Origin of the sequence: Paracrocinitomix mangrovi (assembly GCF_019740355.2) — a bacterium.
GTDB classification, from domain to species: Bacteria; Bacteroidota; Bacteroidia; order Flavobacteriales_D; family Crocinitomicaceae; genus Paracrocinitomix; species Paracrocinitomix mangrovi.
On record NZ_CP091819.1, the window covers coordinates 2,827,151 to 2,853,775 of the forward strand.

The window sequence follows — 26,625 nt, forward strand, 5'->3', positions numbered from 1 at the left end:
TTTGACAAAATACTGAAACCCGATTCTTTTACAGGATCGGGTTTTTTGTTTTAATGTTGGATAATTATTTTCCTTGTCTCGTTAAAATGTTCGCCTTTCAAATGAACAAAATATAGGCCGTTTTCAAGTACAGAAACATCAATGGGCTCGATTGAACCTTCGTCGTTTTGATATACAATTTTTCCTCTGGAATCTACCAGTTTAATGAAGCTCGGTTTTAATGTAGTGTTTAATTCAATTTGAATTTGCTTGTTGGCAGGATTGGGGTAAATTTTGAAATGTTCATCTGCTATAGCATCTAACAAACCTAAATCTGTATTCACTTGCACACAACCGTTGGGAATAGAGTCTGTATCTGAATAGTGTAAAGTCAGTTGATTGAAAAAACAGCTCAAATTACCTGCACCATCATACAAGGGCATACTACCCGGAGTATTAATTAAAGACAACGAACCTATTCCTTCTACCCAAATGGTGTTGTTTGTGCCAGCCTGACCCGGGTTAAGCGCAGTTAAATAAAAGAACTTGTAATCTTCACCATCATCCAATGTGATCCATTCAGTAGAATCTAATCTAAAATATCCGGGATCTGAAGGTAAAGGGCTAATGGGATTGTGAATCTCAACAGAATCACCAACTGCTAACGAAAAATCATAAATCAAAAACTCCTGACTGTTTTTATCGTCCCATATTTTATACAGAAAAACCTGCCTATCATTAGTGTCTTCTCTCAGTAAAAATGTTCTGGAGATATAATGATATCCATCCAATACATGAAAATGATCCCCATTTATAAGGGTGTCTTTGTCCGTGAAATAAACATCTTCTGTACAACCATTGTTGCAAGTAACAACATGCCATTCGTTAAAATGTTTTAACAAAGGGCGATAGTTCTGAGCTGTTGCACTTAGCCCAATTAAAAGGTGAAAAAACAATAATACTAGTTGATTTTTGCTGTTTTTCATGTCCTAAATATCAGAAAACTAAACTTTTTTTTAAAAAAATAATTTTCAAAGGGTGATATTCCTAAAACGGTTTAATATGCATGCATAACAAAATGTATCAATCGATAGTTGAACACGTTATACCGATAATTGACATCAAATGTCGGATGAATAGACAACTGTGCATATTTTACCTCCGTCTTTTATATAGAACATTTGTTAACCAATTTTAGTCAAACTTTTTACAAACGTATTTTTTATCACACATGACTACGCTTAAAAACACAAACTCCTATGAAATCAATTTCAAACTATTCAAATGGTCTGGTATGCGCTATAAGCCCATTGTATAAGAATCACAGATTAAATGCAATCATAACCAACTTTAAACTTGGTTTAAGCATACTTATTTTTTCACTGATTTGTTGTGTTAATTCTACCTATGCAACACATGTTGTTGGAGGCGGAATCACTTATTCGCAATTAGAAAACAACAATTATCTTATTACTGTTAAACTTTACAGAGACTGCTCTCAAGGAACTGCTCAGTTACCAGGAAATGTTAATGTACAATGTAGAAGAGGGGATGGATCTGTTCCTGCTGGATACAGTTCTTTAGTATTACCTCAGGTTTCTGTAACAACTTTAAATCCTGCTGTTCCTGCGTGTGCTTTTGATCCGGGAATTTGTGTTTCAGAAGGTGTTTATCAGGATATCGTCAATATTCCTCCTGGTGCCGGTGGATATCATTTGTACTACAATATTTGTTGTAGAAATGGTACGATAGGAAACATTGTCAATCCATTAAATGCAGAGGAAACATTCTATGCTTACATTCCTGACAACAGTACTTTGTCATCTGCAGAGAATTCAAGTCCTTATTTCTTAGACAATCCTCCCGTATATGTTTGTGCCGGGCAACCATTAGACTTGAGTTTTATGGCCTATGATATCGACGGAGATTCTTTAGATTATTATTTCTACACGCCTTTTGATGGTCAAAATAATGGTGGTATCACATACGGACCTGGAATGCCGCCAAACAACATCAACATTTCACCTGTTACATGGCAAGCTGGCTTTGGAGCAACAGATCCATTGGATGCTGCTCCTGGATTATTGCCGGGTTTAACAATAGACAACAATGGTTTAATTAATGGTGTTCCTACGGCTCCTGGCCAATATGTGGTTGGAGTGATGGTAGATGAATACAGAAACGGTGTTTTAATTGGAAGGATAAGTAGAGATTTTCAGTTCAATGTTATAAACTGCCCTCCTCCTATTCAAGCCATGATTGATGTTCCTAATGTTTGCAACGGATTAAATGTGACTTTTGATAATCTATCAACCGGTATTTTTAATGATCAATGGTGGGATTTTGGAACTGCTAATCCGGCTGATACTTCGCATGCATTTGAGCCTAATTTTGCATACAATGCGCCGGGAACTTATGATGTTACTTTAATTGTTCAACCAGGTACTGAATGTGCCGATACTATAACATACTCATTGACTATTCAAGATCCTGTGAACTTTAATTTAACTGTAGATTCTATTAGTTGTAATGGTTTAAGTGATGGTCAGGCCAATGCATCTGCTACTGATTTAACGTATACGTATGACTGGAGCACAATGCAATCGGGTAGCTCAATTCAGAATCTTGCAATAGGAAACTATTGGGTTTATGCTACCAATACGATTGGTTGTACAGACACTCAATTTTTTAATGTATATCAACCAAATACTTTGGACGTTCAATTTGTTCAAAATGATCCGCTTTGTTATGGAGACAATACGGGTTCAATTCAAGCATTAGCCAATGGTGGAACAGCTCCATATACTTATCACTGGACTGTTCAAAATCAATTTGGTGATGTACTAAATAATATTGGAGATGGATATTATCATCTTGAAGTAACTGATGCAAATGGTTGTGTTTTAAATGATGGAGCTTCTCTAAATGAACCACCTCAATTAACGGCTATACCTGTTGTAGTGAACAACGTAAGTTGTCATGGATTAAATGATGGCGCAGTTAATGTGAATATCAATGGCGGTACACCTGCTTATGCAATTGACTGGTTAACATTACCGAATGACAATACATATATGGATAATCTTGCGCCTGGAAATTACATTGCAGAAGTAACAGACGCTAATGGCTGTTTAAGTATTGTAAATACGCAGATCACTGAACCAGATTCATTTTTTGTAGACATTGTTATTATCAATCAAGAAACTTGTACCGGTTCAAATGGGGCGGCTTTTGCAGATGTGACAAACGGAATTGGAAACATCAATTTTATTTGGGCTCCTGGTAGTCAAACTACTGATTTTATCAATGGTTTATCAGCTGGTCCTATTCAGGTGATGGTTCAAGATGAAAACGGGTGTACTGATCAGGCAAATGCAACAATTATTGATCAACCAACAGGATCCGCAGTTGCCGGTAATATCGTTCCTGTTAGTTGCCAAAATGGTAATGATGGACAATTTGAAGTATTAATGAATGGTGGAACTGCTCCATTCAATTATGAATGGTCATTTAATGCACCTAATCAAAATACAGCTGTCAATTTATCTGCCGGATATTATTGGGTAGCCGTTACTGACAATAATGGTTGTGTTGATACGCTTGATTTTAGCATCAACGAATTGCCTCCATTAGAAGTACAACCAATTATGGTATTGGGACCACTTTGTAATGGTGACAGTAATGGTGAAGCGCAAGCCGAAGCTATTGGCGGAACGGCTCCGTACAATTTTAGTTGGAATACAATGCCAATTCAAAATGTTGATCATGCTACAGGTTTAGCAAATGGCTTTTACACAGTAACTGTTACTGATGCAAATAATTGTCAAGCACAAATGACTGTTGAAATTGTTGAACCACAAGCTTTGGTAGCTGATATACAAGTGTTAGGTAACAATATTTGCTTTGGTGATAGTGCCGGAGTTGCTTTAGGACAAGGTGTTGGAGGAACTGCACCATATACCTATTTCTGGGTTGAAACCGGAGAAACAACTGCTCTTATAGGACAATTACCGGCAGGTAATTATAATCTACAACTTACAGATGCTAATGGTTGTACAGCTGCCAACAATATTGATATTGTGCAATATGACAGTGTAGTTGCTGAAGTAATATTTGATGAAGGATTTTGTCCTGGAGATGAGGTTGATTTTTACGTACAAACAAATGGTTTAAATAACCAATACGATTATTACTGGTTTGTAGATCACAATTTACAAGGTACTTCAAACACCTTTACTTATCCGATCAATGATACTTCAGTGGTGGCCATAGTTTTGGTAAATATTGGGAACTGTCCTTCAGTTGTTGATTCAGTTACGGTTGGTCCTATCATGATGCAGCCAAATAATGTAACGGCATTTGCGAGTCCTGATACCCTTTGTTATGGATTGAATACTGAATTGGCAGCAACTGTTCAAGATACTTCATATATCACATCTATTAGTTGGAATCATCCTGATTTAACTGGCTTAGGAGTTCATAGTGTTTCTCCTACTTCAACCACAGATTATATCATTACGATTGAGAATGTTTGTGGAGAGCAGCAATCAGATGTGGTTACAGTAAATGTGTTTGAACCTCCTTATGCTCAAGCTAATGTTTATGGTTTAACGGGTTGTGAATCTATTGATGTAATGTTCGATTATACTTACGATCAGCAGTATGTTTATAGTTTGCAAAATGTAGCCTGGGAAATTCTAAATGAGCAGTACAATGAGGATTCTCCTACTTTGAACTTTACCTTATCTGCACAGGCAAATGCAACACTCTACTTGACATTTAGCAATGGATGTACATTTGAGTATGATACTTCATTTGCTACAACAGTGTATCCTAACCCTGATGCCGACTTTTATTATAATCCTGACCCGGCTTTAGAAAATGAAATCACTGAATTTATAGATATCTCTTATGGGAATACACAATATTGGGAATGGTATGTAGATGGACAGTTCATTTCAAATGATGAAAGACCAACTCATGTTTTTGATGCTGCAGGATTTTATAATGTAATGCAGATTGTTGAAGACGAGAATGGATGTATTGACACCATGAAGCATGAAGTAGAAGTAATAGGGAATTACTTGATTTATGTTCCAAATGCTTTTACACCGGATGGTGATGGTGCAAACAATACTTTCAAGCCGGTTGTAAGCAATATTGAAACAGATAACTATGTATTTCAAATCTTCAACAGATGGGGAGAAAAGATATTTGAAACCACTGTAATAGAAGATGCATGGGATGGAACATTAGAAGGTGAGTCTGTACGTGACGGAGTTTATGTATGGAAAGTAAAATTCACCGACAATCAAGGAACAGAGCATGAGCGATACGGGCACGTTACATTGCTTAAGTAGGCTTATCTAACTAAATTTGAAAGGGATATAATTGATGAAAACTTAATTATATCCCTTTTTTGTTGATCAGCACCAACAATTTAATGTGCATGCATAATAAAAAACTTGACAGCAATTGATTATTTTCTTAACTTATGGTCAATAACGTTGTTCGGATACTACTACAAACAATTTACTTTTTTATTACTACACAATTTTCCGGGCAAGAAACTCAGTCCTATGAAAGCTAAAGCAATTACTCTATTTGCCTTATCAGGCATTTTTTCACTTTTTTCATATGCCGGATCAGATATCACTATCCAGGTTATTGAAGTTCTAAAACCAAGTTGTAATGGTTTATCCAATGGTTCAATTCAAGTTGAAGCACAAGGCGGTGAAGGCCCCTATGAATACAATTGGAACACTTTTCCAAATCAATTTGCCGAAAAAGCACAAAACTTAAGTGCAGGCGTATATTTTGTTCATGTCAAAGATGCGAATGGAAATACTGCCTTTACCTCAATTGAAATGTCCGACCCTTCTTTTTCCCTTTTAACAAATGATCAAACATCAAACATCAAAGAGGTTGATTTAACTGCTTCAGTACAAGGTAAATCAGCAGGCTATGATTATGAGCTAAACAATGAGCTTATTTCTAGTCAAAAAATCACCGATTTGGAAACAGGTGTACACAAATTGGTGGTAACAGATGCTGATGGTTGTACTATGGTGCAATATCTTGAAGTATTCTATAAAGTTAAAGATGAGAATACAGGAAGCAATTTTAAATCATCAACCAATTTGGATAGTGAAGGAAAGCAAATAAGAATTTCAAATTTGTACGCTCAATCTGGATCAGAGATGGGCAATTTCAAGATAAAATTGAAAAAAATCGAATAATTTTGGGTTAAACTAAAATTTAGATAGTTAAAGGAGTGATCAATTAAGGTCACTCTTTTTTATTGCAAACCTAGGAGTTCTAAAGTTTCATTTGAGGCTTGTTGTTCTGCTTCCTTTTTAGATTTTCCTTTACCAAGACCCCATTTTTTGTCATTAATGACTACTACAGAGGTATATAAATAGTCATTTTCTCTTGAAGCCTCTTCAGTGATTCTGTATTCGATTTGCAATTTATTTTTCTGGCCCCAAATAAGTAATGCACTTTTAAAGTCAATTTCTTGCTCCAGCACCTCATTGAGGTTGATGTAATTGCGAATAATTCTGGTATTGAAGACCTTTTTTGTGATTTCAAAATTAGAATCAAGATAAATAGCTCCGATCAATGCCTCAAAAGCATTTCCTTCAATTGTTGCTATTCTGATGGATCTGCCGGTTTTATATCGGATATGTTTGGCAATTCCAATTTCTGCACCAATAGCTGCCAACATTTTACGATTGACTATTTTGGCTTTTACTTTGGTTAGGAAACCTTCGTCTTTATCGGGGAATTTATCAAATAAATAGTCTGCTACGATTAGGTCAATAACAGTATCTCCTAAATATTCTAGTCGCTCATTGCTTTTTAACTCATCTTTAGTGTTGCTGTACGATTTATGAGTTAACGCACGTGTAAAAAGCTCCAGATCTTTAGGTCGATAACCAAATTTCTTCACCATGAAAGAAATAACAGCAAGGTCACCTTTACTCCTTTTCTTACCAAGAAATAGCCTTAACAATTTATTTAATCCTTGTATGACTTGAAAATGACAGAGGTATTATGACCTCCAAAACCAAACGTATTAGTCAAAGCGTAGTCAATATTTCTTTCTTGCGCTTTGTTAAATGTCAAGTTTAGTTTACTGTCAATCTCAGGGTCATCAGTAAAATGATTTATAGTTGGTGGTACAATATTGTTTTGTATTGCTTTAATACATGCGATAGCTTCAATTGCACCGGCAGCTCCCAACAAATGCCCTGTCATTGACTTAGTAGAAGAGATGTTTAGATTATAAGCGTGCTCTCCAAACACATTTTTAATAGCTTTTGTTTCAGCTATATCTCCTAAAGGAGTTGATGTTCCGTGCACATTGATATAATCAATTGCTGAAGGATCAATTTTAGCTTCTTCTAACGCTTGTTTCATTACGCTAATAGCACCTAATCCTTCTGGATGAGGAGCAGTAATGTGATAAGCATCAGCAGACAATCCACTACCTACAATTTCGGCGTAGATTTTAGCACCTCTTGCCTTCGCATGTTCTAACTCTTCCACAACGATAGCACCAGAACCTTCACCTAATACAAATCCTTCTCTGTCTTTATCAAAAGGACGAGAAGCAGTTTTAGGATCATCATTTCTAGTAGATAGGGCTTTTAACGCATTAAACCCACCAATTCCATGCTCGTTCACACAAGCTTCAGAACCACCAGACATAATAATGTCTGCTTTTCCTAGGCGGATTAAATTAAAAGAATCTATCAAAGCGTTGTTGGATGATGCACAAGCAGATACAGTCACGTAATTAGGTCCTCTAAATCCATATTTAATTGAGATGTGCCCAGCGGCAATATCCACAATCATTTTAGGAATAAAGAAAGGATTAAAACGTGGTGTACCATCACCTGCAAAATAGGATCTGGCTTCTTCCTGGAAAGTATATAACCCTCCAATACCTGATCCCCATACGACCCCTGCACGGTCAAGGTCGATTTTTTCCAGATCGATCCCAGCATCTGCCATAGCTTCCGCAGAGGAAACCATGGCATACTGAGAAAATAGATCTAGTGTTCTAGTTTGTTTTCGATCTAGATGATCTTCAACATTAAAGTTTTTAATCTCACATGCAAATTGAGTTTTAAACTTACTTGCATCAAATGAAGTAATTGCAGCTGCACCACTTACACCGTTTTTCAAAGAATTCCAATATTCTTCAACAGTATTCCCAATCGGGGTTAGTGCACCTAATCCAGTTACAACAACTCTTTTTAAATCCATGAATAGACCTTAAGATTAAAAACTAAATTTTGAAAAGGTATTACTAATTACTTAGCGTTTCCTTCAATGTAAGCGATAGCATCACCTACAGTTTGGATCTTTTCAGCTTGATCGTCAGGAATAGCAATGTTAAATTCCTTTTCAAACTCCATGATCAATTCCACAGTATCCAAAGAATCCGCACCTAAGTCGTTTGTGAAGCTTGCTTCTGCAGTTACTTCATCTTCAGCTACACCTAATTTGTCTACGATAATAGACATTACTCTTGATTTTACATCAGACATAATAATCTGTTTTAAGGTTTAATTCAGTCTGCAAAGAAAATACTTAAAAGCAATAAATCAAAATTTACTCATAAAATATTGCAATGTCGTCCAAACTCTTTCTGCTCAGATTAGGCACAGTACAGTCTTTAACAGGATATCCTATAGGCAATAATAAGAAAGGTTTTTCATTATCCGGCCTTTTTAGTGCCTCTGAAATAAAATTCATAGGACTTGGTGTGTGTGTTAATGTGACCAAACCTGCATTGTGGATAGCGGTAATGAGCATTCCTGAGGCAATACCAACAGATTCATTGACATAATAATTTTGCGTTTTGTTCCCCTCTTCATCAAAATCATAAGATCTTTTAAACACAATAATTACCCAGGGCGCAACTTCAATAAACTCTTTCACTTCATTGGTGCCAAAAGGTTCCAAATCCTTTAACCAACGATCACTCATTCTTCCTCCGTAATTCTTTCTTTCTTCCTCCTCTGCTAATTCACGTACTTTCTTTTTTAAATCAGCATTTCTTATGATGCAAAAGGTCCAAGGTTGTTTATGTGCACCTGATGGAGCAGTTCCTGCACTTTTTACAATGTTTTCAATTACTTCACGCGGAATATCTTTGTCTGAATATGTTCTTACAGATCTACGCGTGTTTAAAAACTCATAAAATTCTTTTGACCGTTTAATCATTTCGTCATCTTCATAAACGGGTGCTGTGTAAGGAATAAAATTTTCTTTAACCCCTGCCATAATTTGAATGTTGATTCTCTTTAAAAGTAGTCATTTATTTTAGTTTGTTCCGGTTTAAACAACGTACCTTTGCAAATTACTTTTATCTTGTAAAGGCGGATGAGTCAAAACACACACATAGCAATTTTTGCTTCAGGAGGTGGATCAAATGCTGAATCCATTATCAGGCATTTTAATGCGGTAGATGATATAGATGTTAGTCTAATTGTAACAAACAAAGCTGACGCTTTTGTAGTTGAGCGAGCAAAAACACATGCCATCCCTTATTATGTGCACACTAAAGAGGATGTTGATAATGGACAATTATTAAAAATGCTGTCAGAAAAGAACGTTGATTTTATTGTTTTGGCAGGATATCTTAAAAAGGTAGGAGATGATTTGATCCAAGCTTATCCTAATAAAATTGTCAATATTCATCCGGCTCTTTTGCCAAAATTTGGAGGTAAAGGTATGTACGGAATGAACGTGCATAAAGCAGTGGTTGCTGCAGGTGAAACAATTTCAGGCATGACGATTCATTTTGTCAACGAGCATTATGATGAGGGACAAATTATTGAACAACATCAATGTGAGCTGGATGAGGTAGATTCTGCTGAAGATGTTGCAGCCAAAGTCCTTAAATTGGAACATGCTTATTATCCAAAAGCTATTGAAAAAATAATAAGACAGGCATGAAAGATTTTGATTGGATAGAGATAGCGAAGGCTTTTACAATTTTATTTGCGGTAATAGATATTATTGGCAATGTTCCAATCATAATAAAACTCAAAGAAAAAGCTGGAGAAATTCATTCACTGAAAGCTTCTATTGTTGCGTTTATTTTAATGTTAGTTTTCCTATTTGCAGGAGAATTTTTGTTGCAGTTACTAGGAGTTAATATCAAAGCTTTTGCGGTAGCAGGTTCTTTGATATTATTTGCACTTGCGGCAGAAATGATTTTTGGGGTAGAGTTATTTAAAGATGATCAAACAAATTACAAAATTGTCTCTATTGTACCGCTGGCATTTCCTTTAATTGCAGGAGCCGGAACTATGACAACTTTGATTTCATTAAGGGTAGAGTTTGCGGCCATCAATATAGCAGTTGCCGTTTTTCTGAATATGATTTTGGTGTATGCTACGCTGAGACTTACCAGTAGAATTGAAAAATTATTGGGAGAAGGTGGTATCGCTATTTTACAAAAGGTGTTCGGAATTATTCTTTTGGCTATTGCGGTTAAATTGTTCGCAGATAATGCCAAGGAATTATTCGCTTTTGCACCGGTGAATCAATGATTTTGTCAAATATTAGGTATATTTAAAACACCTGAAAAAGCTGTGCTGCTGTGAATTTGGCACAATTTTGTATTGAAAATAAAGTAATGAACATCCAACAAACTAATTTCCAATGATTAAAAATTTTCTAGCTGTTTTTACAATAATATTTGCATTGAATTCATCTGCACAAGTATTTAACTACGGACATCAGGATTTAGCCTTCAAAAATTTGCTAAAAAACGGTGTTTGTTTTATGAAAACAGGAGATGAAAAGTTTGACAGTACATTGCTTGATGCCATGGAAAAGTACTGGACCATTTCTGAATACACTTTCGTTGAACAGTACAAACATCCGCACAAAGAAATGACAGCCATGTTTGTTACCACAAAAACAAAAACAAAAAAGCATGTCATGGACCGCAAAAATCAACACATTTTATGTTTACAACCGGCTGTAATGTGGAAGAAAGACAAACAAGTTCCTTTTGATCAAACTTTGGGTTATATGTACTACAATGGTTTTTTTGAATTGTTAGAAGAAGATGAAGAGTATTTGTTTAACAGGTATATTATTAAGGCTTTAAATAGAGGATTAACCATCATAAAAGAAAAGCGTTTTCACAACAATAACCAGGATTTGAATGAGCAAATTGCAGAAGAGATTAGAAATTCGTCCGGTAATCCTGTTGGAAACACGCTCATATTAAACAGAGAGTTCACAGTGCATTTTGTTGATGTAAGTAAATTGGACAAAAACAATATTGATTATCGTCTATTTGCTAAAGATGAATTTTTTACGGCCATTAATTCAAAAAAGAAAACAGATTACTTATTGTACTATTCTGTAAATACGAGAACAGAATTTTCTTTGATAAATATTGTTTCGGGAGATGTAATTTATACAAAGCATTTTCCTGAAGGGTATACAATGATAAAACCCAAAGAATGGAAGTTAGTGGCTACTTTTTTCTAGTCTTCAGCTTCAATTAAATCTGTAACCACATAATATCTAGGATCATCAATATCCTCTTCAATAACCGAATGGAAGGTTTTGCTGGCCTTTTTCAAGATTCGAACGCAATCTGGACTTAAGTGTTTTAACACTATGGTTTTGTCTGCGGCTTGATACTGTTTTACTAAATTAAAAATCGCCTCAATACCTGAATGATCAGATACTCTTGACTCAATAAAGTCAATTTCTACTTTGTCAGGATCTTCAGCTACTGTGAATTTGGACATAAATGTTTGCACTGACCCAAAGAATAGAGGTCCCCAAATTTCATACACTTTTGTACCGTCTTCTTTAATGTGTTTTCTAGCACGTATACGTTTTGCATTTTCCCATGAAAACACAAGCGCAGAAACTATAATCCCTGCAAATACGGCAATAGCCAGGTCAAATATTACCGTTAAGGTTGACACAAGAACTAGCACAAATGCATCTGTCAAGGGAATTTTGTTCATGATTCTAAAACTCGACCAGGCAAATGTTCCAATTACAACCATAAACATTACACCAACTAAAGCCGCTATGGGAACTTGCTCAATTAGTGGCCCGGCAAATAAGATGAACATTAAAAGAGTTACTGCTGCTATAATTCCGGATAACCTACCTCTAGCACCCGAATTGATATTGATAATTGATTGTCCAATCATGGCACAACCTCCCATTCCACCAAATAACCCATTGACAATATTTGCACTTCCTTGCGCAATACACTCCCTGTTTCCGTTACCTCTGGTTTGTGTCAATTCATCAATTAAATTGAGTGTCATTAAAGATTCAATTAAACCAATGGCGGCTAATATTAAAGCATAAGGTAAGATGGTTCTGAAAAATTCTATATCAAATGTAATTCCCGAGAATATACCGGTTTGAAATTGGGGTAAACCACCTTCAATTGTACCAACTTTACCATCAGGCAATCCATCCGTAATAAAAGATCCGACAGTACTAACTTCCATTCCACTGAAAATAACAACTCCTGCAATTACCAAAATTGCGGTAAGAGCTGCAGGAATCTTTTTAGTCAGCTTTGGTAAACCAATCATTATTCCCATTGTAAGAGCAACCAACCCAATCATTGTCCATAGCTCTGCACCCTGAATCATTTGTGTTTTAAAGCCTACACCATCTTCCAATGGAATTTTATGTCCCAAAGCGTCCAAAACAGGTTCTTTGAACATACCAAACTGAGCTGTAAAAATCACAATCGCCAATCCGTTCACAAACCCCATCATCACTGGATGCGGAATCAATCTCACAAACTTCCCTAACTTAAAAACTCCTGCTAAAATTTGAAATAGACCTACAAAAAGTAAAGTGATAAAAAGGTATTGTAGACCTTGATCTCCGTGTGCATTTCCTTCTTTTACTAAGCTAACCATAACAACGGCCATAGCACCTGTAGCACCTGAAATCATTCCTGGACGACCTCCAAAAATAGAAGTGATGATTCCCATCATAAATGCACCATACAAACCAATTAATGGATCAACTCCGGCAACAAAGGCAAAAGCAACCGCTTCAGGAACTAATGCCAATGCAACAGTTAATCCCGAGAATAACTCGTTTTTAAAGTTTTTTTGATGATTTCTGATTAATTCAAACATCCCTTCCAAAATTTTGCGCGAAGGTAGTATATTCTTTTCCTTTGGGAGGCATCAATAACAAAGCTTTAGACTAATGAGAGAATAGAGAAGATATATTTACGTCATTCCAAGATTGATAAAAGCTTGATTTAGTTGAAATTAAAATGTAACATTACTTTTTACCATTGTTATAACATCACAATTCAAAAACCTAAAACATGAAAAAATTAGTTCCATTTATTTTACTGGCAATTCTGTCTTTTTCATTTACCAATAAGCAAAAAACAAAGAAATTTAAAGGACCTGAAAACTATGTTTTTATCCCATCCGGCTCTACAGAGCGTGAAGGTGAGACGTACTCTTGCAACGCATTTTGGATGTCAAAACATGAAGTGACAAATGGAGAATATTTATTCTTCATCAAACACTTAATTGCCAATGGTAAAGAAGAAGATTTAAAAAAAGCTTTACCAGATACTACAAAATGGAAAACCAACACAGGTGGATATTTAGAGCCTTATTATAAGTATTATTTCAACCATCCATCATACCAAAATTATCCTGTGGTGAATGTTTCAAGAGAAGGAGCGTTGATGTATTGTGAGTATCTAACTCAGCAGTTAAAATCTGTATATGGTGATGTAATCCAGAACTTTAGATTGCCTACAGAAAAGGAATGGATGTATGCCGCATCATCCGGCAAAAAAGAAAATGTTTACAGTTGGACCGGACCGTATTTGAGGAATGGTGATGGAGATTTTCAAGCCAATTTTGCTCACATTGGAGAGCAAAATATTACTATGACATCTGATGGTCCAAGAGTAGTAGCAGATTCATTAAGAAAAGAAAATTTTGATTTTCTCGACACCTATATTATTGCGACAGGTGATTCTTATTGGCCAAATGAATTTGGATTGTACAATATGTGCGGAAATGTTGCAGAAATGGTGAATGAAACTGGGTTCACAAAGGGTGGAAGTTGGAGATCAGGTGGATACGACATTAGAATTGACCACAAGGAAAAATTTACCCAAGGCAGCCCTAAAGTAGGTTTTAGACCAGTAATGACTTTTTTGAAAGTTGATTAAAGTTTTTTAAATACTGACAATACGTCTTTATAAGATGAACTTACGGGAATTATTTTTTCACCGATCAACAAACTGCTTTTATCAAAACCATCAACATGATTAATGTTAACCACGAAAGATCTGTGAACTCTTTGTAATGTTTCGGACTGAACTTCTTTTTGAAAGTGATTCAAATTAAAAGAAAGGCTGTATTTTTTTTCTTTTGTATGAACTAAACAATAGCTTCCATCTGCTTCAATATGAGTGATGTCCTCAATGGGAACTTTTTTATAAAATTCATTGCTTTTGACAAACACTGCATCCACATTATTATTTGATGAAAATTGATGATCAGTGAAGTTATTAATAGCCAATTCTATTGAGACAATCAGATCTTTTTTGTTATATGGCTTTGTTAAAAAAGCGTGTGGTTTAGTTTGAATGGCTCTGTTAATATATTGTTGTCCAGTGTTTGAAGTAATGTAAATTATAGGAACATTTGATGATTTCAGAATTTCTTCTGCCGTCTCAATTCCGTCTAAATCTCCCTTTATATTAATATCCATTAAAATGACATCTGGCTTAAATTCTGAGAACATTTCAATGGCTTCCTGACCTGAAATTGCAATTCCGGCCACATGAAACCCTGCATTACTTAAATCACTTGAAATATCTTCGGCAATTAGAACTTCATCTTCTACTATGAGTATGGATATTTTCATTTGATCAGTTTAAAGTCTTTAATGTGAATAGTATATTTTAATCCCCCTTGATCTGATAATTCAGTTACGCCATTAATCTGTCTTATAAGTGAGTTTACTAATTTAAATCCAAATGAATCTGAATTTTGTACCTCATTTACTTTTCCTGAACCATTGTCCTTTACCATAAGTAAAAGTTCATCTTCTTTTTCTTTTAATGATATTTCCAATTGCCCTTTGTTACTTTTATTATAAGCGTACTTAAGAGCATTAATCACTAGCTCATTAATTATTAATCCTATTGGAATAGCAGAGTCAACATCTAGTTTGATTTGATCTAAATCTGATTTAAATTCAAATTCATCTTTACTGTATCCAAATGATTCTAATAATCCTTCAACAAGAGTAGGAATGTATTGTTTCATTTCAATTCCTGAATAATTCTCGTTTTGGTACAGCAGTTTATGAATTAGTCCCATTGATTTAACTCGTTCCTTCCCTTCCAACATGGCCTTTTTAGCGGCTTCGTCTGAAAGTGATTTCTCGTGTAAACTAAGGATACTGGAAATTACTTGTAGATTGTTTTTAACCCTGTGATGAATTTCTCCTAGTAAGAGTTCATTTTCTTTGTTTTTCTCCTTTAATTTCTTCCTATTTATATACAAAAGTGAAAGAAGAGAAAGTAAAACAATTGCACCAATTAAAGCAATCAGCAATAGTCTCCCTCTTTGTTCATTTACCAATGATATGTTTTCATTTTCAACTTGCTGATTTTTAATTTCTAATGTTTGAATTTTAATGGAATCTTCTTTTTCTTTTAATTCATATCTTATGCTCAATCCTTCTGCAGCAGTTGAATTTTTTTCAGATTTTAAACTATCCAAAAGTTCAATATACTTTTCGTGGTAGTCAAATACTTCAGGTGTTCCATTTAATGTGCTAAAGGTTTGTATGTAGTTGTTATAGGCTTTCATCTGAAGCTTCATACTTCCTACTTCTTCTGCAAACTTTACACCTTCATTGATATGATTTTTGGCTTTAGTAAAATCCCCTAATTGAATATATGCATTTGCCAAAGCCACTTGCCCTTCACCAATAAGTCTTTTATCGTTGATTTGTTGGTAGAGTAACAAACTCTTTTCTAACAACTCGGCAGAAGCAGCATAGTTTCCTTTTTCTTCTTCAATTACGGCTAAGTTTTGATAAGAAACTCCTAAAAAATTCCAGTTTTCTGTTTTTTTAGATAACTCCTCACTCTTTTTGTAATAATAATAGCTTGAATCAAGATTACCTGACTCTTTAAATAAACCACCTATGTTAACATATACAGCGGCTAGAAAAGAATCGTTTCCGGCATTTTTAAAGATAGATTCAGCTTTTTTTAATTCTGATTTTGCACGATCATAGTCTTCATTAAACACGAGTATTTCACCTAAAGCTAATAGTAATTGACCTTGTTCAATTATTCTGTTTGCACTTTTAAAATAATCTATGGATATGCTTAGATTGATAGCTGCACTATCCATGTTCCCCTTGTAGTAATAAATATTTCCTTTTGTTCCGTAGACATACCCTAGGTCAACATCATCCTCAGCTAAAAATTCAGCAATTTCAAGCTCTTTTAGCGCTTTATCATATTCACCTAAACCTTCATACAAATTGGCCATATTGTTGGATATAGTTTGTAATGATCCCGAATCTTTGGTTTCATATGCCAACATTTTAGCAGGTTTAAAATAATTGAGTGCCGAATCATTGTGACCCAAATACATAAACATTGCACCTGTATTCACTAAACAATCAACTTGCTGACTTGCATCTTCAGCTATTACTGCTGAGGCATAGCCGTTTTTAAAATGTTTAGCTGCCAATTGATATCTACTTGTGTTTTTCAAAAAGTTACCATAGTTCACTTCTGCCCATGCCAACAATTTGTGATCAATGGGATTCGCATTTAATTCAAAATCTATAGATGATGAATAAACTTCGTTCGCTTCTTCAATCTTTCCTAATCTTGAAAGAACTCTACCTTGTAAAAAGTATGCAGTTGTAATCCAACGGTGATTTTCTTTTTGTTTGGATAGTGACATTAATTTTTCACTGTAAGGCAAGGCATCTTCAGGTTTTGTTGATAGCAGATGCTCCCCAATTTGGGAGAGTAATTGAAGCTTTTGCTCTTCGTCTTCGGTTTTAGACAATTCAAATTTTAAGCTATCTAAATAACTTTTTGTTGACTGACTAAATGAAATTGAGACGCTTGCAAAAGCGAGGAGTAGTAGACAAAATTTCATTTACAAACTGTTTTGAGTCGTTCACAAATGTAAGCAATTGACTCACAAAATAGTAGAAAGTCCTTCAAAACAACATACAGACCTTTGACCTGATTCATATTTATGAGTCGGTTAGTCACTAAAAAGAAAGAAAAATGAAAAAGTCAATTTTTACAATTGCGCTCATGGGTCTGATATTTGGCTCATGTTCAAAAAAAGTGGAGGTTTGTGTTGATGGCGACATGAACCCAGAATTGCCTGGTACTTATACATATACCTGGTGTGGAATTAATGCCGAACATGTTGATTGGCAGTCTAGTTGGGGTCCAACATATTCTGGTCATTCAATTAATGTTGATTTTGAAACAAAAGGCTTGTATTCGTTATACGTTACTGGTTACAACGGCAAAAAAGAATCAAGTCAGAATTATTCAATTCAGGTTGGATCTTATGAAGCAAGAGTTGAGCCTCTTGATTGTGGAGCTAATCACATCTCCAATTCCGGAATGGAGATTCGTGCCTATGCTTATTTGAGTGTTGATGATCTAGACACTGATTTACACAATGCTGATAAAGTTCATTGTGTAGACTCAATAGATCTGGCCCTTGACAATTACATTAATGGAACAGTAGGTTCAAATTATTATCAGGCAGGAGGTTTTACAACCCTTGGTGATGGAACTTATTTCATTTATGTGCAGGATATCAATTCAGGACAGAATAATCTGCAATCTATTCACCAGTCTCCTTATTCAAGTGCTTTGTACGTGTATAACGGAACAACTGATGACAAAGTAAATCCTACACTTAATCAGAATTCTTCTAATTCTTTTTATGAATTGGTTAGCAAGGAGTATATCCTTACTGATTTATGGATAAATGGAGCAACAACTCCGGTTTCTGCTTGCAATGCAGATGATGTAATTACTTTTCATTTAGATGGAACCTGGACGCATGATGTTGGTGCAGATGATTGCTCTGGTAATCAAACAAACAGTACAGGTAACTTTTACATTGACGCTTGTCACGATATATCCAGTATACAGTATCAACTGACGGTTAATGGAGGCACATGGTCTACAGCTTCTGTACAATTAAATTGCAACAGCTCAGGAAATACAATTGATATCACATTGTATCAAGGTGGAAACACTATTCTTCAAAAGTATACAGCACAATAATCTTTAAAAAATCAATAAAATGAAAAAATTTATAACAACAGCTTTGGCTATGTGCATGGTTTTTGCTGCCATGGCCGGAGGAAAAGAAACCCTAATTGAACAAATTAAAAACAAGGGAAAAGTAAATGTTTACATTCAATTTGCACCAATCGCACATGACCCGGGTTCGGCAACAGGATCTACATCACCTTGTGTAGCGAGCAAATTCAAAGAAACTTCAGAGTTTACTGAGGAATACAAGGCTCATTCACAAAAAATAGTGGACCTGTTAAACAAGCAGCTAAAATTAACTGAGCTTGCTTTAGGTGATTTGTCTACTATTCCTGTAAAGAGTGAAATGAATGACATGAAAATCTATGATTGGGCAAAATCAGGCGAAAAGTTTTTTGGATTGATTACCGTTTCAGGATCTTATAAAGCTACTGCTAGTACAACTACAAGTGAAATAGAAAATGCTTTGTGGATTCCGTCCAGATTGATGTTTATTGAAATGAAGGACAATGGCGGAATGAGTTTTATTGAACAAACTTCACTTGGTACAGCTATGTCTGAAAAAAAGATGAGCACGGGCTGTGAAAAATACGCCTATTTCAAGGAAAACTTCCCAATCAATGATTTACTGCAAAAGTTTCAGGAAGGATACGAAAGTAAAATTGAAGATTTTGCCTTGAAACAATTAAAAAAGTACGATAAAGCACAGAAAAAGAAAAAATAATAGAAATGAAAAAGTCTTATATAATAATGATGGCATCTGTGTTAATGATGTCATGTTCAAAAGAAACCGAGTTTGATATAAACACAATGGATCAAGATCAAGCAGCACTTGGAAATGTAGAAGTAAAGCTTTTTGGTTCATATGAGGGATGGTTAGCAGAAAATTCACCTGCTTATACATTTACTTCAGATGCAAACGGAAAAATCAATGTCACTGAAAAAGTAACTTCCGGGAACTATTGGATTTGGGCAGAAAAAGGTGATTATTCTAGTTGGATTGGCACTACAAGTAGTGAAACAGTCCCAAAAATCACAGTAGAAAAAGGAGAAATTGTAAACTTTGATGTTACACTCAATGAAAATTATCATCAGTATCTGGCCGGTGAAAAATGGAAGTTGGTTGATTATGTAAACAGCAGTGGAACTTCATTTTGGAATGCAATGGGTTCATGTTATCAAGACGATTTTCTTGAATTTAACAGAGACATGACATTTTATTTTGACGGTGGAGATGAAGTTTGTACAGGTTGGCCTCAAAAACAGGATCTTCCTATAGATATAGTAAAGTCTGCTTCAGACAAAGTTGAAATGCAATACTTTGGACCTTGCTATAAGTTGAATAGTACAATTCATACAGATCCGGATGGTTTTTCATGGAATTTTTACTTACAAGATGAATCAGCTAGCACGCAATACATCATCATGTCATATGACACTACAGCAGTTTTGAACTTAATCTTTGAGAAAGCATTGTAAACCTTTCTTTTTAACTGCACTAAAGTGTAGCAATGACTAAATGTTCCACCTTGTTTTTAAAACAGGGTGGAGCTATTTTTTTAAGGTGAGCATTAACGTTTTTGAAACCATTTCAATGGCTGTTTTTGTTTATTGTTGATCAGTTTACTATATGTACCTTTGCAAGTAAATGGAAGATAAACGATCACTCACCGATTGGCTCCCAATCACCAAAAAAGAATTGCAATATCACGGCTGGGAAGAGCTAGATGTGATTATTGTTTCTGGTGATGCCTATGTTGATCATCCGGCATTTGGTCCGGCAGTGATTGGTCGTATCGTTCAAAGTGAGGGTTTAAGAGTAGGTATCATTCCACAACCAAACTGGCAGGACGATCTGAGAGACTTTAAAAAATTTGGTAAACCTAAACTGTTTTTTGGAGTTACTTCAGGATGCATGGATTCTATGGTGAATCATTACACTGCATCTAAAAGAAAAAGATCTACTGATTCATATACTCCTGGAGGTGAAGCCGGATTTAGACCGGATTATGCTACCACAGTTTATTCCAAAATCCTCAAGGATTTATATCCTGATGTACCGGTTGTTATTGGGGGAATTGAAGCTTCATTAAGAAGAGTTACTCATTATGATTATTGGGCGGACAAACTTTTCCCATCTATTTTAGAAGACAGTGGTGCTGATATGTTGGTGTACGGAATGGGAGAGCAGCCTTTAAGAGAAATCTTACAACTGCTTAAAAAAGGTGTGCCGTTTGATTCATTGCGAACCACACCGCAAACTGCATTTTTGCAAGCTAAATCTGAAGAGATACCAAAAAACAAAAACTGGGAAGATGTAGCAATTGCTTCACATGAAGATTGTTTGAAAGACAAACTGAAGTATGCTGCCAATTTCAAAGTGGTTGAGGTAGAATCTAACAAGCTTATTGCACGAAGAATTTCGCAAGAAATTGGAGATAAAAGATTGGTAATAAATCCGCCTTACCCAACCATGACCGAGAAAGAAATTGATGCTTCGTTTGATTTACCATATACAAGATTACCGCATCCTAAATACAACAAAAGAGGAGCGATTCCGGCATATGATATGATTAAATTCTCTATCAATATGCACAGGGGTTGTTTTGGGGGATGTAGTTTTTGTACCATTTCTGCTCATCAAGGAAAATTCATTGCCAGCAGATCCGAAAAATCAATTTTAAAGGAGGTAGATGAGGTGGTAAATCACCCCGAGTTTAAAGGGTATATCTCAGATCTTGGAGGTCCATCTGCCAATATGTACAAGATGAAAGGGATTGACGAAAGCATTTGTGAAAAGTGTGTAAGTCCATCATGTATTCATCCGGTAATTTGCTCTAATTTAGATACTACGCACAAGCCTTTAACTGAGATTTACAAAAAGGTTGACGCGCATCCAAAAGTGAAAAAAGCATTTGTTGGTTCAGGAATCAGATATGATTTATTGGTGAATGATTACAACAAACAACTCCAGGCTGATGATGCTGAGGAGTATATGGAAGAATTGATTACTAATCATATCTCTGGAAGGTTAAAAGTGGCACCTGAACATACTGCAGACGATACTTTACGCGTAATGCGTAAACCATCCTTCAAATACTTTCACAAGTTCAAAGAAGCTTATGATCGCATTCAGAAAAAACATGGACTCAATCAGCCTTTAATTCCTTATTTTATTTCATCACATCCGGGATGTAAAGAAGAGGATATGGCAAACTTGGCTGCAGAAACCAAGGACATGGGATTCAAGTTGGAGCAAGTACAGGACTTTACCCCAACGCCAATGACAGTAGCTACTGTGATCTATTATGCAGGTGTTCATCCATATACCTTGAAACCAACTTTTGTTCCTAAAACAGAAAAAGAAAAGAAAGATCAACACCGCTTTTTCTTCTGGTATAAAAAGGAGAACAAACAGTGGGTAAAAGACAAATTATTAGGATCTGGCAATCAGGAATTGTACGATAAATTAACGGCCGGACAACATCAAGGTCAGCAAAAAGAAGTACCAAAGTGGTTGCAAGAAAAGAGAAAGCAGCACAAAAAGAAAAGGTGAAACTTTTTGTAATTGATTGGTTATATTGATGCCATGAAACCCAAAATCCTTTTATCAATTTTACTAGTTTATAGTGCGGTGAGTTTTGCTCAGAAAAAATCTATTGGAATCCATGTAGATGTATTAGGAGCTAAGAATGATTATTGCAGATATTATCATCCCATTGAAGGAGTTTATGAGATAAGCGATTCCCTACTTGAATTTGACAAAAAACAACTTAAAAAGTTAAAAGGACTTCATCTGATTCAGCCAATAGGCCTGGTAGAAAACAAATCTCATATTCAGGCTAATAGCTTGAGGTATCATATTGACCCCAATGATCTGTTGTATGTTAATTGGGGAATTGGCAGGGCAGATTCTGCTGCTAAATATGCTCTTTTGGATTCATTTGCGCAAGTTTCAGAAAGTGTCAGAAAAGAGAAGTACCAACAGCTTGTGATGGATTATTTCAATCCCTTTTTTATCAAACGCCACGAAGTAACTAATTATGAATATCGTGAGTTTGTTTTTTGGGTAAGGGATTCTTTGTTTAGAGAAGAGATTTATAAGTGCGATTCAATTCCTAAAATGGAAAGATTGGCTATGCTTGACATTCCGGATGAGGTGAGGAAGTATGGAATTATGGACGAAGGAGGAGATACAAAGTACGAGGATTTTGATCCTTTTATTTCAAGAGGAATTTATTCATTCAAGCAAGATATTAATTTGCCAAAAATGATTGAAAAATATCCTTTTTTGAAAGACAGTTTGAGAAAGTTTTATTTGGATCCAAATGAACGCTGGTTTAAAAGAAGAGAAATAGATGTTAAGCAATTTAAGTACAAGTACTACACCATTGAATTATCAAAAGGAAAAGATTTAACTCAAAATAGAGGTAGGTATATACTTGAACACTCAATTCCGGTTTACCCAGACACATTGGTTTGGGTGAAAGGATATATGCATGAATGGAATGACGCATTTACCAATATGTATTTTTGGCATCCGGCTTATGACAATTATCCGGTAGTAGGAATTTCATACGAACAAGCGTTGGCATTTTGTGATTGGAAAGAGAAAATGTTAAGACTTGAACATCCTGAAATTTTCAGGTATTCTTCTTTGGGCCTACCTCGTCTTTACGAATATGAATGGGCTTTGATGGAAGGCAAATCCTACGATTTGGCCAGCAATATTCAAGACAATCACATTTTGACAGATCTGGATTTGGGCGTTAATAAGGAAAGAGCAAAATTGATTGAAAAGAAAGACAGCTTGTATAACTTCTACACCAATAAAGTATGGATGCCGTGTGATGAAACTGACCCCAAATGTAGAAAACAGTTAAAACTGTTGCTAAAGCGATTTGAGAAACACGCCAAGTATAATAAAATTGAAGAATTGATGAAGATGAGGGCGTATCAAAATCACCTAATCAACAATGTTGATTTTTTATCTAACAATGTTTCAGAATGGATGGATGAAGATTTTAAATCCAATTATCAGGAATTAGCAGAAGCTTATCTGAATTATAATTGCCTGGTTAGTGTAGAGTATTGTGAAGATCAACGAAATATTGATTACAGAAAAATCAGACAAAATGATCAGGAAGGAAAGTTAATATTGGGATCTAATTGGTTTGATGAAAGGTATGAAAATGTTTACGGTGTTAATGTTGCCGGAATTCACGCCAAGACATTCCAACATCCTGACTCCTCATTTAGTACAGTTGGATTTAGATACGTCATCAGGCTTAAACCAACATATTATACCTGGAATTACTAAATCATCATTCTTTTTTGTGGCCAATCTTGCAGATTAAAGACACCTCTGTGGTGATGTTGTTTTCATAAAGATTGCCCGGATTTCTAATAATTAATTGATCCAGTACCCCAAAGGCCAATCTGCATTTATCTATGAACTTCCAGCTCATTCCAACATATACTCGGTTTTGGCTAATTCCTGCAGGTGATGAATTATTCCCAAAGTCAAAAAACACTTCGTCAAAAGTCTTTAGAAAAAGCTTTTCGTGTTTTTTCATTTGTATAGATACACCAAATTTATAGCGAAGCCTTTGACTGAAATTGTAATCAGTTATAACAAATTCATTGTCTGCTATTTCAGTTGGCATCCCAATGAATCTCTCTTCAATTCTCAATCGTTGGGAAAATTGAAACTTCTTTTTGCCAAGTACCCAAACTAGTTCTTGCCAAACATTGTGTTCAGGAACATTAATTGGTTTTGAATTTTCCAGATAAGGAAAGTTTAAAACGTAGGTGTATCCCAATCCTGGATTAAGATTCATTTTTGTAGAATAGTGAATGGATGGTCTTACAATAAATTGTTGCCAATCCATAATCACATTTGAACGGCGAAAATGTAATTCATTGAGGATGGACCAATTTTTATTCAGTTCGACAATTGTTTTGTTGCTCCACCATGTATGAACTTGCGTATCGAATGTTTTTTGCTGGGCATGAGAAGGATAGCTCAGATATAAAAAGGCTAAGCAAATTACCCTGTATAGGTATTTGACAAGAGATTTTGACATTGGTGAGCTGTTATCTCGCCAAAATATAAAAATCACCTCGCTAATTTTGTGACTTAAGTTACGTTGGGGTTTTGGAGATGCTTAGATCATAATACCCAGTTTAATTCCAGGACCTGAAAGTGAGGTGCCTACCAAAGGTAGAGAATAAGTAAGGCCGGCTTCAACCAACTTATATTTTAAATTCAATTCGGGCACAAATTGCAAGGCATATCTGGTAAAAAGGTTTTGTTGGTTCAAACTTGATTGGTTGGTCAATGAAAATACATTGGAGACAATTGGCTTTAGGCCTAACTTAAACTTTGGTTTTCGAATAAAAATCACTCCTGTGACAACATCTACATTTACATGATGTTGGTTTTTATAGTTGTTGAGATCAGCCTGATCAAACGTAATCCAATATCCATTTTGTAAACCAATGAGCAATGATCTTTTTGAAACCTCCATTTGCATATTAACTCCCGGAGATAAGAATGTTGAGTTCAATTGTTTGTTGCTCAAAAATCGGTTTGATCCATTCAAGCCAATGCTTAAATCCGGTCTTTGGCTCCAACTTAAGGCTCCGGCAGTAAGGAATAATATGGCAACTAAAAACCTCATTTATGCAGGAAAATAGTAGCTGGCACTATCAATATCGAATTTTCTGTCCATTAATCTAGGCCAAAGAGGTTTAATAGGTAATTCTTTGTTCCATTCTTCAAATAATGATTGCAGTTTTTCTAAACGTTGTGGTTGTGTACTTTTTAAATCAAATCTTTCTGAAATATCGTTTTCCAAATCATACAAATGCATCCAATTATCGCGCGTACTTAAAATCAATTTCCATTTTTCAGATTGAATGGCTTGAATGTGGTCTGTTCTCCAATAAAGTACTTCGTGGGGCTTAGTTTTGTCAGTTCCCAATATAAATGGAATTAAATCTACACCATCTAAAGGCCTATTTTCCGGCCAATTTACATGACAGTTTTTAATTGTTGTGGTGAAGATATCCATTCCGGAAACCGGATGTACAAACTTGGTTCCGGCCGGAATTTTTCCTTTCCATTTCATCATAAAAGGCACATTAATTCCCCCTTCAAAATGAGTGATTTTCCCTCCTTTAAGGGGTCCGTTATCTGTTGCGCCGGTGTAAGAAGCTCCTCCATTATCTGAGATAAAATAAATAATGGTGTTTTCTTCTAGCCCCAGATTTTTAATCTTGTTGTGGATGTCTCCAATGGCATCATCCAATGCTTTAATCATGGCCAGATATACTCTTTTATTGGTGTCCTTAACATGTGAAAATTGATCAAAATAGGCCTGTGGTGCTTGAAAGGGAACATGTGGCGCATTGAAAGGGACATAAAGAAAAAAGTTGGTGTCTTTATTTTCTTCTAAAAAATCAATAGCTTTATCTCTTATAGCAAAAGTCAAATAGTCTTCTTCTTTCACAACTTTTCCATTTTCTCTAATGGCGGCAGTTTCATGCCTTTTCATGTTCCACTGATGTTCTGCACTCATGTCATCCTGAATGTAGCTTTGATATCCCGGCGTTTTTTGACTAGGAGTATATAAAGAGAAAGCACCGTAAAAACCATATTGGTAAGTGAAGCCTCTTTTGTTTGGTACTTGCTCTTTTCCTTGTCCCAAATGCCATTTACCAATGATGCCGGTGTGGTACCCAGAAGCACTCATTACTTCAGCCAGGTTGATTTCAGTTTGTGGGATTCCTTGTTTGGCAATTTCCCATTCACGAGGGTATGATGGAGGAGTAACTAATTTCCAATCACCTAAAAATTTAGCCTTTTTACCACGGTTGTATTCAATAAAATTGGAAGGATAAAAATCCATTGGTTGGGTTTCAAAACCATATCTCTGTTGGTATTGACCGGTTAATATTGCAGCCCTTGAAGGAGCACAAATAGGAGCAGTTACGTAAGCATCATTAAATAGCACACCTTCCTCTCCAATTTGGTCAATATTGGGTGTTGAAATATGCTCGGCTCCGTAAGCTGAAACTTCGTATTTTCCTAAATCATCCGCCATAATAAGGATGACATTGGGCCGGTTATTTTCGTTTTTGACTTTGGAATTTTGATCCAGAAAAAGTTGTTTCTGGGCCAACTTTTGTTGATCCCATTCAATTTTCCAGATTTTACTTGTACTAGAAACAGAACACCCAATCAGTGCTAAACAGCTCAATATATAGATCAGCTTCTGCCTCATGCT

22 protein-coding genes are annotated in these 26,625 nt (G+C 35.5%); 11 read left to right on the forward strand and 11 right to left on the reverse strand.

What is annotated here, in order from left to right; all coding sequences use genetic code 11:
- Positions 1-50: 50 nt before the first annotated feature.
- Positions 51-965, reverse strand: a complete 915-nt coding sequence (locus K6119_RS12950) for a T9SS type A sorting domain-containing protein (RefSeq protein ID WP_221832338.1) — start codon at positions 963-965, stop codon at positions 51-53.
- Positions 966-1,238: 273 nt separating this feature from the next.
- Between K6119_RS12950 and K6119_RS12955 the strand changes: the two genes are divergently transcribed.
- A complete protein-coding gene (locus K6119_RS12955; protein WP_221832340.1) occupies positions 1,239-5,339 on the forward strand; it encodes a T9SS type B sorting domain-containing protein in 4,101 nt (1,366 codons plus the stop codon).
- 219 nt (positions 5,340-5,558) lie between these two features.
- Entirely contained in the window at positions 5,559-6,218 is a 660-nt protein-coding gene (locus K6119_RS12960) for a SprB repeat-containing protein (RefSeq protein WP_221832341.1), read from the forward strand.
- Positions 6,219-6,277: 59 nt separating this feature from the next.
- Here the strand turns inward: K6119_RS12960 and rnc are convergent, their stop codons facing one another.
- The 4 genes from rnc to K6119_RS12980 all read right to left on the reverse strand — a co-directional run bounded on the left by rnc (position 6,278) and on the right by K6119_RS12980 (position 9,276).
- Positions 6,278-6,994: a ribonuclease III gene (gene rnc / locus K6119_RS12965; protein WP_237828017.1), complete on the reverse strand. Its 717-nt coding sequence runs from the start codon at positions 6,992-6,994 to the stop codon at positions 6,278-6,280.
- A 5-nt stretch (positions 6,995-6,999) separates the two neighbouring features.
- Complete coding sequence (fabF, locus tag K6119_RS12970; protein WP_221832346.1) at positions 7,000-8,253, reverse strand: beta-ketoacyl-ACP synthase II; 1,254 nt, start codon at positions 8,251-8,253, stop codon at positions 7,000-7,002.
- 47 nt (positions 8,254-8,300) lie between these two features.
- A complete protein-coding gene (locus K6119_RS12975) occupies positions 8,301-8,537 on the reverse strand; it encodes an acyl carrier protein (RefSeq protein WP_221832348.1) in 237 nt (78 codons plus the stop codon).
- A 64-nt stretch (positions 8,538-8,601) separates the two neighbouring features.
- Complete coding sequence (locus K6119_RS12980) at positions 8,602-9,276, reverse strand: nitroreductase family protein (protein ID WP_221832350.1); 675 nt, start codon at positions 9,274-9,276, stop codon at positions 8,602-8,604.
- A gap of 99 nt (positions 9,277-9,375) precedes the next feature.
- Between K6119_RS12980 and purN the strand changes: the two genes are divergently transcribed.
- The 3 genes from purN to K6119_RS12995 all read left to right on the forward strand — a co-directional run bounded on the left by purN (position 9,376) and on the right by K6119_RS12995 (position 11,505).
- Complete coding sequence (purN, locus tag K6119_RS12985) at positions 9,376-9,951, forward strand: phosphoribosylglycinamide formyltransferase (protein WP_221832352.1); 576 nt, start codon at positions 9,376-9,378, stop codon at positions 9,949-9,951.
- On the forward strand, positions 9,948-10,550 hold the full coding sequence (locus K6119_RS12990) for a MarC family protein (protein WP_221832354.1): 603 nt from the start codon (positions 9,948-9,950) through the stop codon (positions 10,548-10,550). Before purN ends, K6119_RS12990 begins: the two co-directional genes overlap by 4 nt.
- A 112-nt stretch (positions 10,551-10,662) precedes the next feature.
- Positions 10,663-11,505: a hypothetical protein gene (locus K6119_RS12995; RefSeq protein ID WP_221832356.1), complete on the forward strand. Its 843-nt coding sequence runs from the start codon at positions 10,663-10,665 to the stop codon at positions 11,503-11,505.
- On the opposite strand, the gene K6119_RS13000 is transcribed toward K6119_RS12995, so the two are convergent.
- The gene (locus tag K6119_RS13000) at positions 11,502-13,145 is read right to left on the reverse strand and encodes a SulP family inorganic anion transporter (RefSeq protein WP_221832357.1); all 1,644 of its coding nucleotides are present in this window, start codon (positions 13,143-13,145) and stop codon (positions 11,502-11,504) included. The genes K6119_RS12995 and K6119_RS13000 overlap by 4 nt on opposite strands.
- A gap of 197 nt (positions 13,146-13,342) precedes the next feature.
- On the opposite strand from K6119_RS13000, the gene K6119_RS13005 reads away from it, so the two are divergent.
- The gene (locus K6119_RS13005) at positions 13,343-14,212 is read left to right on the forward strand and encodes a formylglycine-generating enzyme family protein (RefSeq protein ID WP_221832359.1); all 870 of its coding nucleotides are present in this window, start codon (positions 13,343-13,345) and stop codon (positions 14,210-14,212) included.
- Here the strand turns inward: K6119_RS13005 and K6119_RS13010 are convergent.
- Both K6119_RS13010 and K6119_RS13015 read right to left on the reverse strand, forming a co-directional pair.
- Positions 14,209-14,913 carry a response regulator gene (locus tag K6119_RS13010; protein ID WP_221832361.1) on the reverse strand — a complete coding sequence of 235 codons (705 nt, stop codon included), beginning with the start codon at positions 14,911-14,913 and terminating at the stop codon, positions 14,209-14,211. The two genes, K6119_RS13005 and K6119_RS13010, sit on opposite strands and share 4 nt — an antisense overlap.
- Positions 14,910-17,183 (reverse strand): tetratricopeptide repeat protein, encoded by a 2,274-nt coding sequence (locus tag K6119_RS13015; RefSeq protein ID WP_221832363.1) that lies wholly within the window; start codon positions 17,181-17,183, stop codon positions 14,910-14,912. The genes K6119_RS13010 and K6119_RS13015 overlap by 4 nt, the downstream gene beginning before the upstream one ends.
- Positions 17,184-17,317: 134 nt before the next feature.
- Here K6119_RS13015 and K6119_RS13020 point away from each other — a divergent pair, with 134 nt between their 5' ends.
- The 5 genes from K6119_RS13020 (at position 17,318) to K6119_RS13040 (ending at position 23,654) form a co-directional block, all read left to right on the forward strand.
- Positions 17,318-18,343 carry a hypothetical protein gene (locus tag K6119_RS13020; RefSeq protein ID WP_221832364.1) on the forward strand — a complete coding sequence of 342 codons (1,026 nt, stop codon included), beginning with the start codon at positions 17,318-17,320 and terminating at the stop codon, positions 18,341-18,343.
- A gap of 19 nt (positions 18,344-18,362) precedes the next feature.
- On the forward strand, positions 18,363-19,058 hold the full coding sequence (locus K6119_RS13025) for a hypothetical protein (RefSeq protein WP_221832365.1): 696 nt from the start codon (positions 18,363-18,365) through the stop codon (positions 19,056-19,058).
- Between the two features lie 5 nt (positions 19,059-19,063).
- Positions 19,064-19,813 carry a carboxypeptidase-like regulatory domain-containing protein gene (locus tag K6119_RS13030; RefSeq protein ID WP_221832366.1) on the forward strand — a complete coding sequence of 250 codons (750 nt, stop codon included), beginning with the start codon at positions 19,064-19,066 and terminating at the stop codon, positions 19,811-19,813.
- A 169-nt stretch (positions 19,814-19,982) separates the two neighbouring features.
- On the forward strand, positions 19,983-21,890 hold the full coding sequence (locus K6119_RS13035) for a YgiQ family radical SAM protein (protein WP_221832367.1): 1,908 nt from the start codon (positions 19,983-19,985) through the stop codon (positions 21,888-21,890).
- A gap of 33 nt (positions 21,891-21,923) precedes the next feature.
- On the forward strand, positions 21,924-23,654 hold the full coding sequence (locus tag K6119_RS13040) for an SUMF1/EgtB/PvdO family nonheme iron enzyme (RefSeq protein WP_221832368.1): 1,731 nt from the start codon (positions 21,924-21,926) through the stop codon (positions 23,652-23,654).
- 4 nt (positions 23,655-23,658) lie between these two features.
- Here the strand turns inward: K6119_RS13040 and K6119_RS13045 are convergent, their stop codons facing one another.
- From K6119_RS13045 to K6119_RS13055, 3 genes are all read right to left on the reverse strand, one after another.
- Positions 23,659-24,420: a DUF2490 domain-containing protein gene (locus tag K6119_RS13045; RefSeq protein ID WP_221832369.1), complete on the reverse strand. Its 762-nt coding sequence runs from the start codon at positions 24,418-24,420 to the stop codon at positions 23,659-23,661.
- A gap of 81 nt (positions 24,421-24,501) precedes the next feature.
- Entirely contained in the window at positions 24,502-25,017 is a 516-nt protein-coding gene (locus tag K6119_RS13050; RefSeq protein WP_221832371.1) for a hypothetical protein, read from the reverse strand.
- On the reverse strand, positions 25,018-26,622 hold the full coding sequence (locus tag K6119_RS13055) for a sulfatase-like hydrolase/transferase (RefSeq protein ID WP_255714158.1): 1,605 nt from the start codon (positions 26,620-26,622) through the stop codon (positions 25,018-25,020). It lies immediately after the preceding gene.
- Positions 26,623-26,625: the final 3 nt, after the last annotated feature.

Bases quoted from the DNA above. Each gene is read 5' to 3' on its own strand.
- K6119_RS12950 (WP_221832338.1), bottom strand. From the start codon at position 965: ATGAAAAACAGCAAAAATCAACTAGTATTATTGTTTTTTCACCTTTTA.
- K6119_RS12955 (WP_221832340.1), top strand. From the start codon at position 1,239: ATGAAATCAATTTCAAACTATTCAAATGGTCTGGTATGCGCTATAAGC.
- K6119_RS12960 (WP_221832341.1), top strand. From the start codon at position 5,559: ATGAAAGCTAAAGCAATTACTCTATTTGCCTTATCAGGCATTTTTTCA.
- fabF (WP_221832346.1), bottom strand. From the start codon at position 8,253: ATGGATTTAAAAAGAGTTGTTGTAACTGGATTAGGTGCACTAACCCCG.
- K6119_RS12975 (WP_221832348.1), bottom strand. From the start codon at position 8,537: ATGTCTGATGTAAAATCAAGAGTAATGTCTATTATCGTAGACAAATTA.
- K6119_RS12980 (WP_221832350.1), bottom strand. From the start codon at position 9,276: ATGGCAGGGGTTAAAGAAAATTTTATTCCTTACACAGCACCCGTTTAT.
- purN (WP_221832352.1), top strand. From the start codon at position 9,376: ATGAGTCAAAACACACACATAGCAATTTTTGCTTCAGGAGGTGGATCA.
- K6119_RS12990 (WP_221832354.1), top strand. From the start codon at position 9,948: ATGAAAGATTTTGATTGGATAGAGATAGCGAAGGCTTTTACAATTTTA.
- K6119_RS12995 (WP_221832356.1), top strand. From the start codon at position 10,663: ATGATTAAAAATTTTCTAGCTGTTTTTACAATAATATTTGCATTGAAT.
- K6119_RS13000 (WP_221832357.1), bottom strand. From the start codon at position 13,145: ATGTTTGAATTAATCAGAAATCATCAAAAAAACTTTAAAAACGAGTTA.
- K6119_RS13005 (WP_221832359.1), top strand. From the start codon at position 13,343: ATGAAAAAATTAGTTCCATTTATTTTACTGGCAATTCTGTCTTTTTCA.
- K6119_RS13010 (WP_221832361.1), bottom strand. From the start codon at position 14,913: ATGAAAATATCCATACTCATAGTAGAAGATGAAGTTCTAATTGCCGAA.
- K6119_RS13015 (WP_221832363.1), bottom strand. From the start codon at position 17,183: ATGAAATTTTGTCTACTACTCCTCGCTTTTGCAAGCGTCTCAATTTCA.
- K6119_RS13020 (WP_221832364.1), top strand. From the start codon at position 17,318: ATGAAAAAGTCAATTTTTACAATTGCGCTCATGGGTCTGATATTTGGC.
- K6119_RS13025 (WP_221832365.1), top strand. From the start codon at position 18,363: ATGAAAAAATTTATAACAACAGCTTTGGCTATGTGCATGGTTTTTGCT.
- K6119_RS13030 (WP_221832366.1), top strand. From the start codon at position 19,064: ATGAAAAAGTCTTATATAATAATGATGGCATCTGTGTTAATGATGTCA.
- K6119_RS13035 (WP_221832367.1), top strand. From the start codon at position 19,983: ATGGAAGATAAACGATCACTCACCGATTGGCTCCCAATCACCAAAAAA.
- K6119_RS13040 (WP_221832368.1), top strand. From the start codon at position 21,924: ATGAAACCCAAAATCCTTTTATCAATTTTACTAGTTTATAGTGCGGTG.
- K6119_RS13045 (WP_221832369.1), bottom strand. From the start codon at position 24,420: ATGTCAAAATCTCTTGTCAAATACCTATACAGGGTAATTTGCTTAGCC.
- K6119_RS13050 (WP_221832371.1), bottom strand. From the start codon at position 25,017: ATGAGGTTTTTAGTTGCCATATTATTCCTTACTGCCGGAGCCTTAAGT.
- K6119_RS13055 (WP_255714158.1), bottom strand. From the start codon at position 26,622: ATGAGGCAGAAGCTGATCTATATATTGAGCTGTTTAGCACTGATTGGG.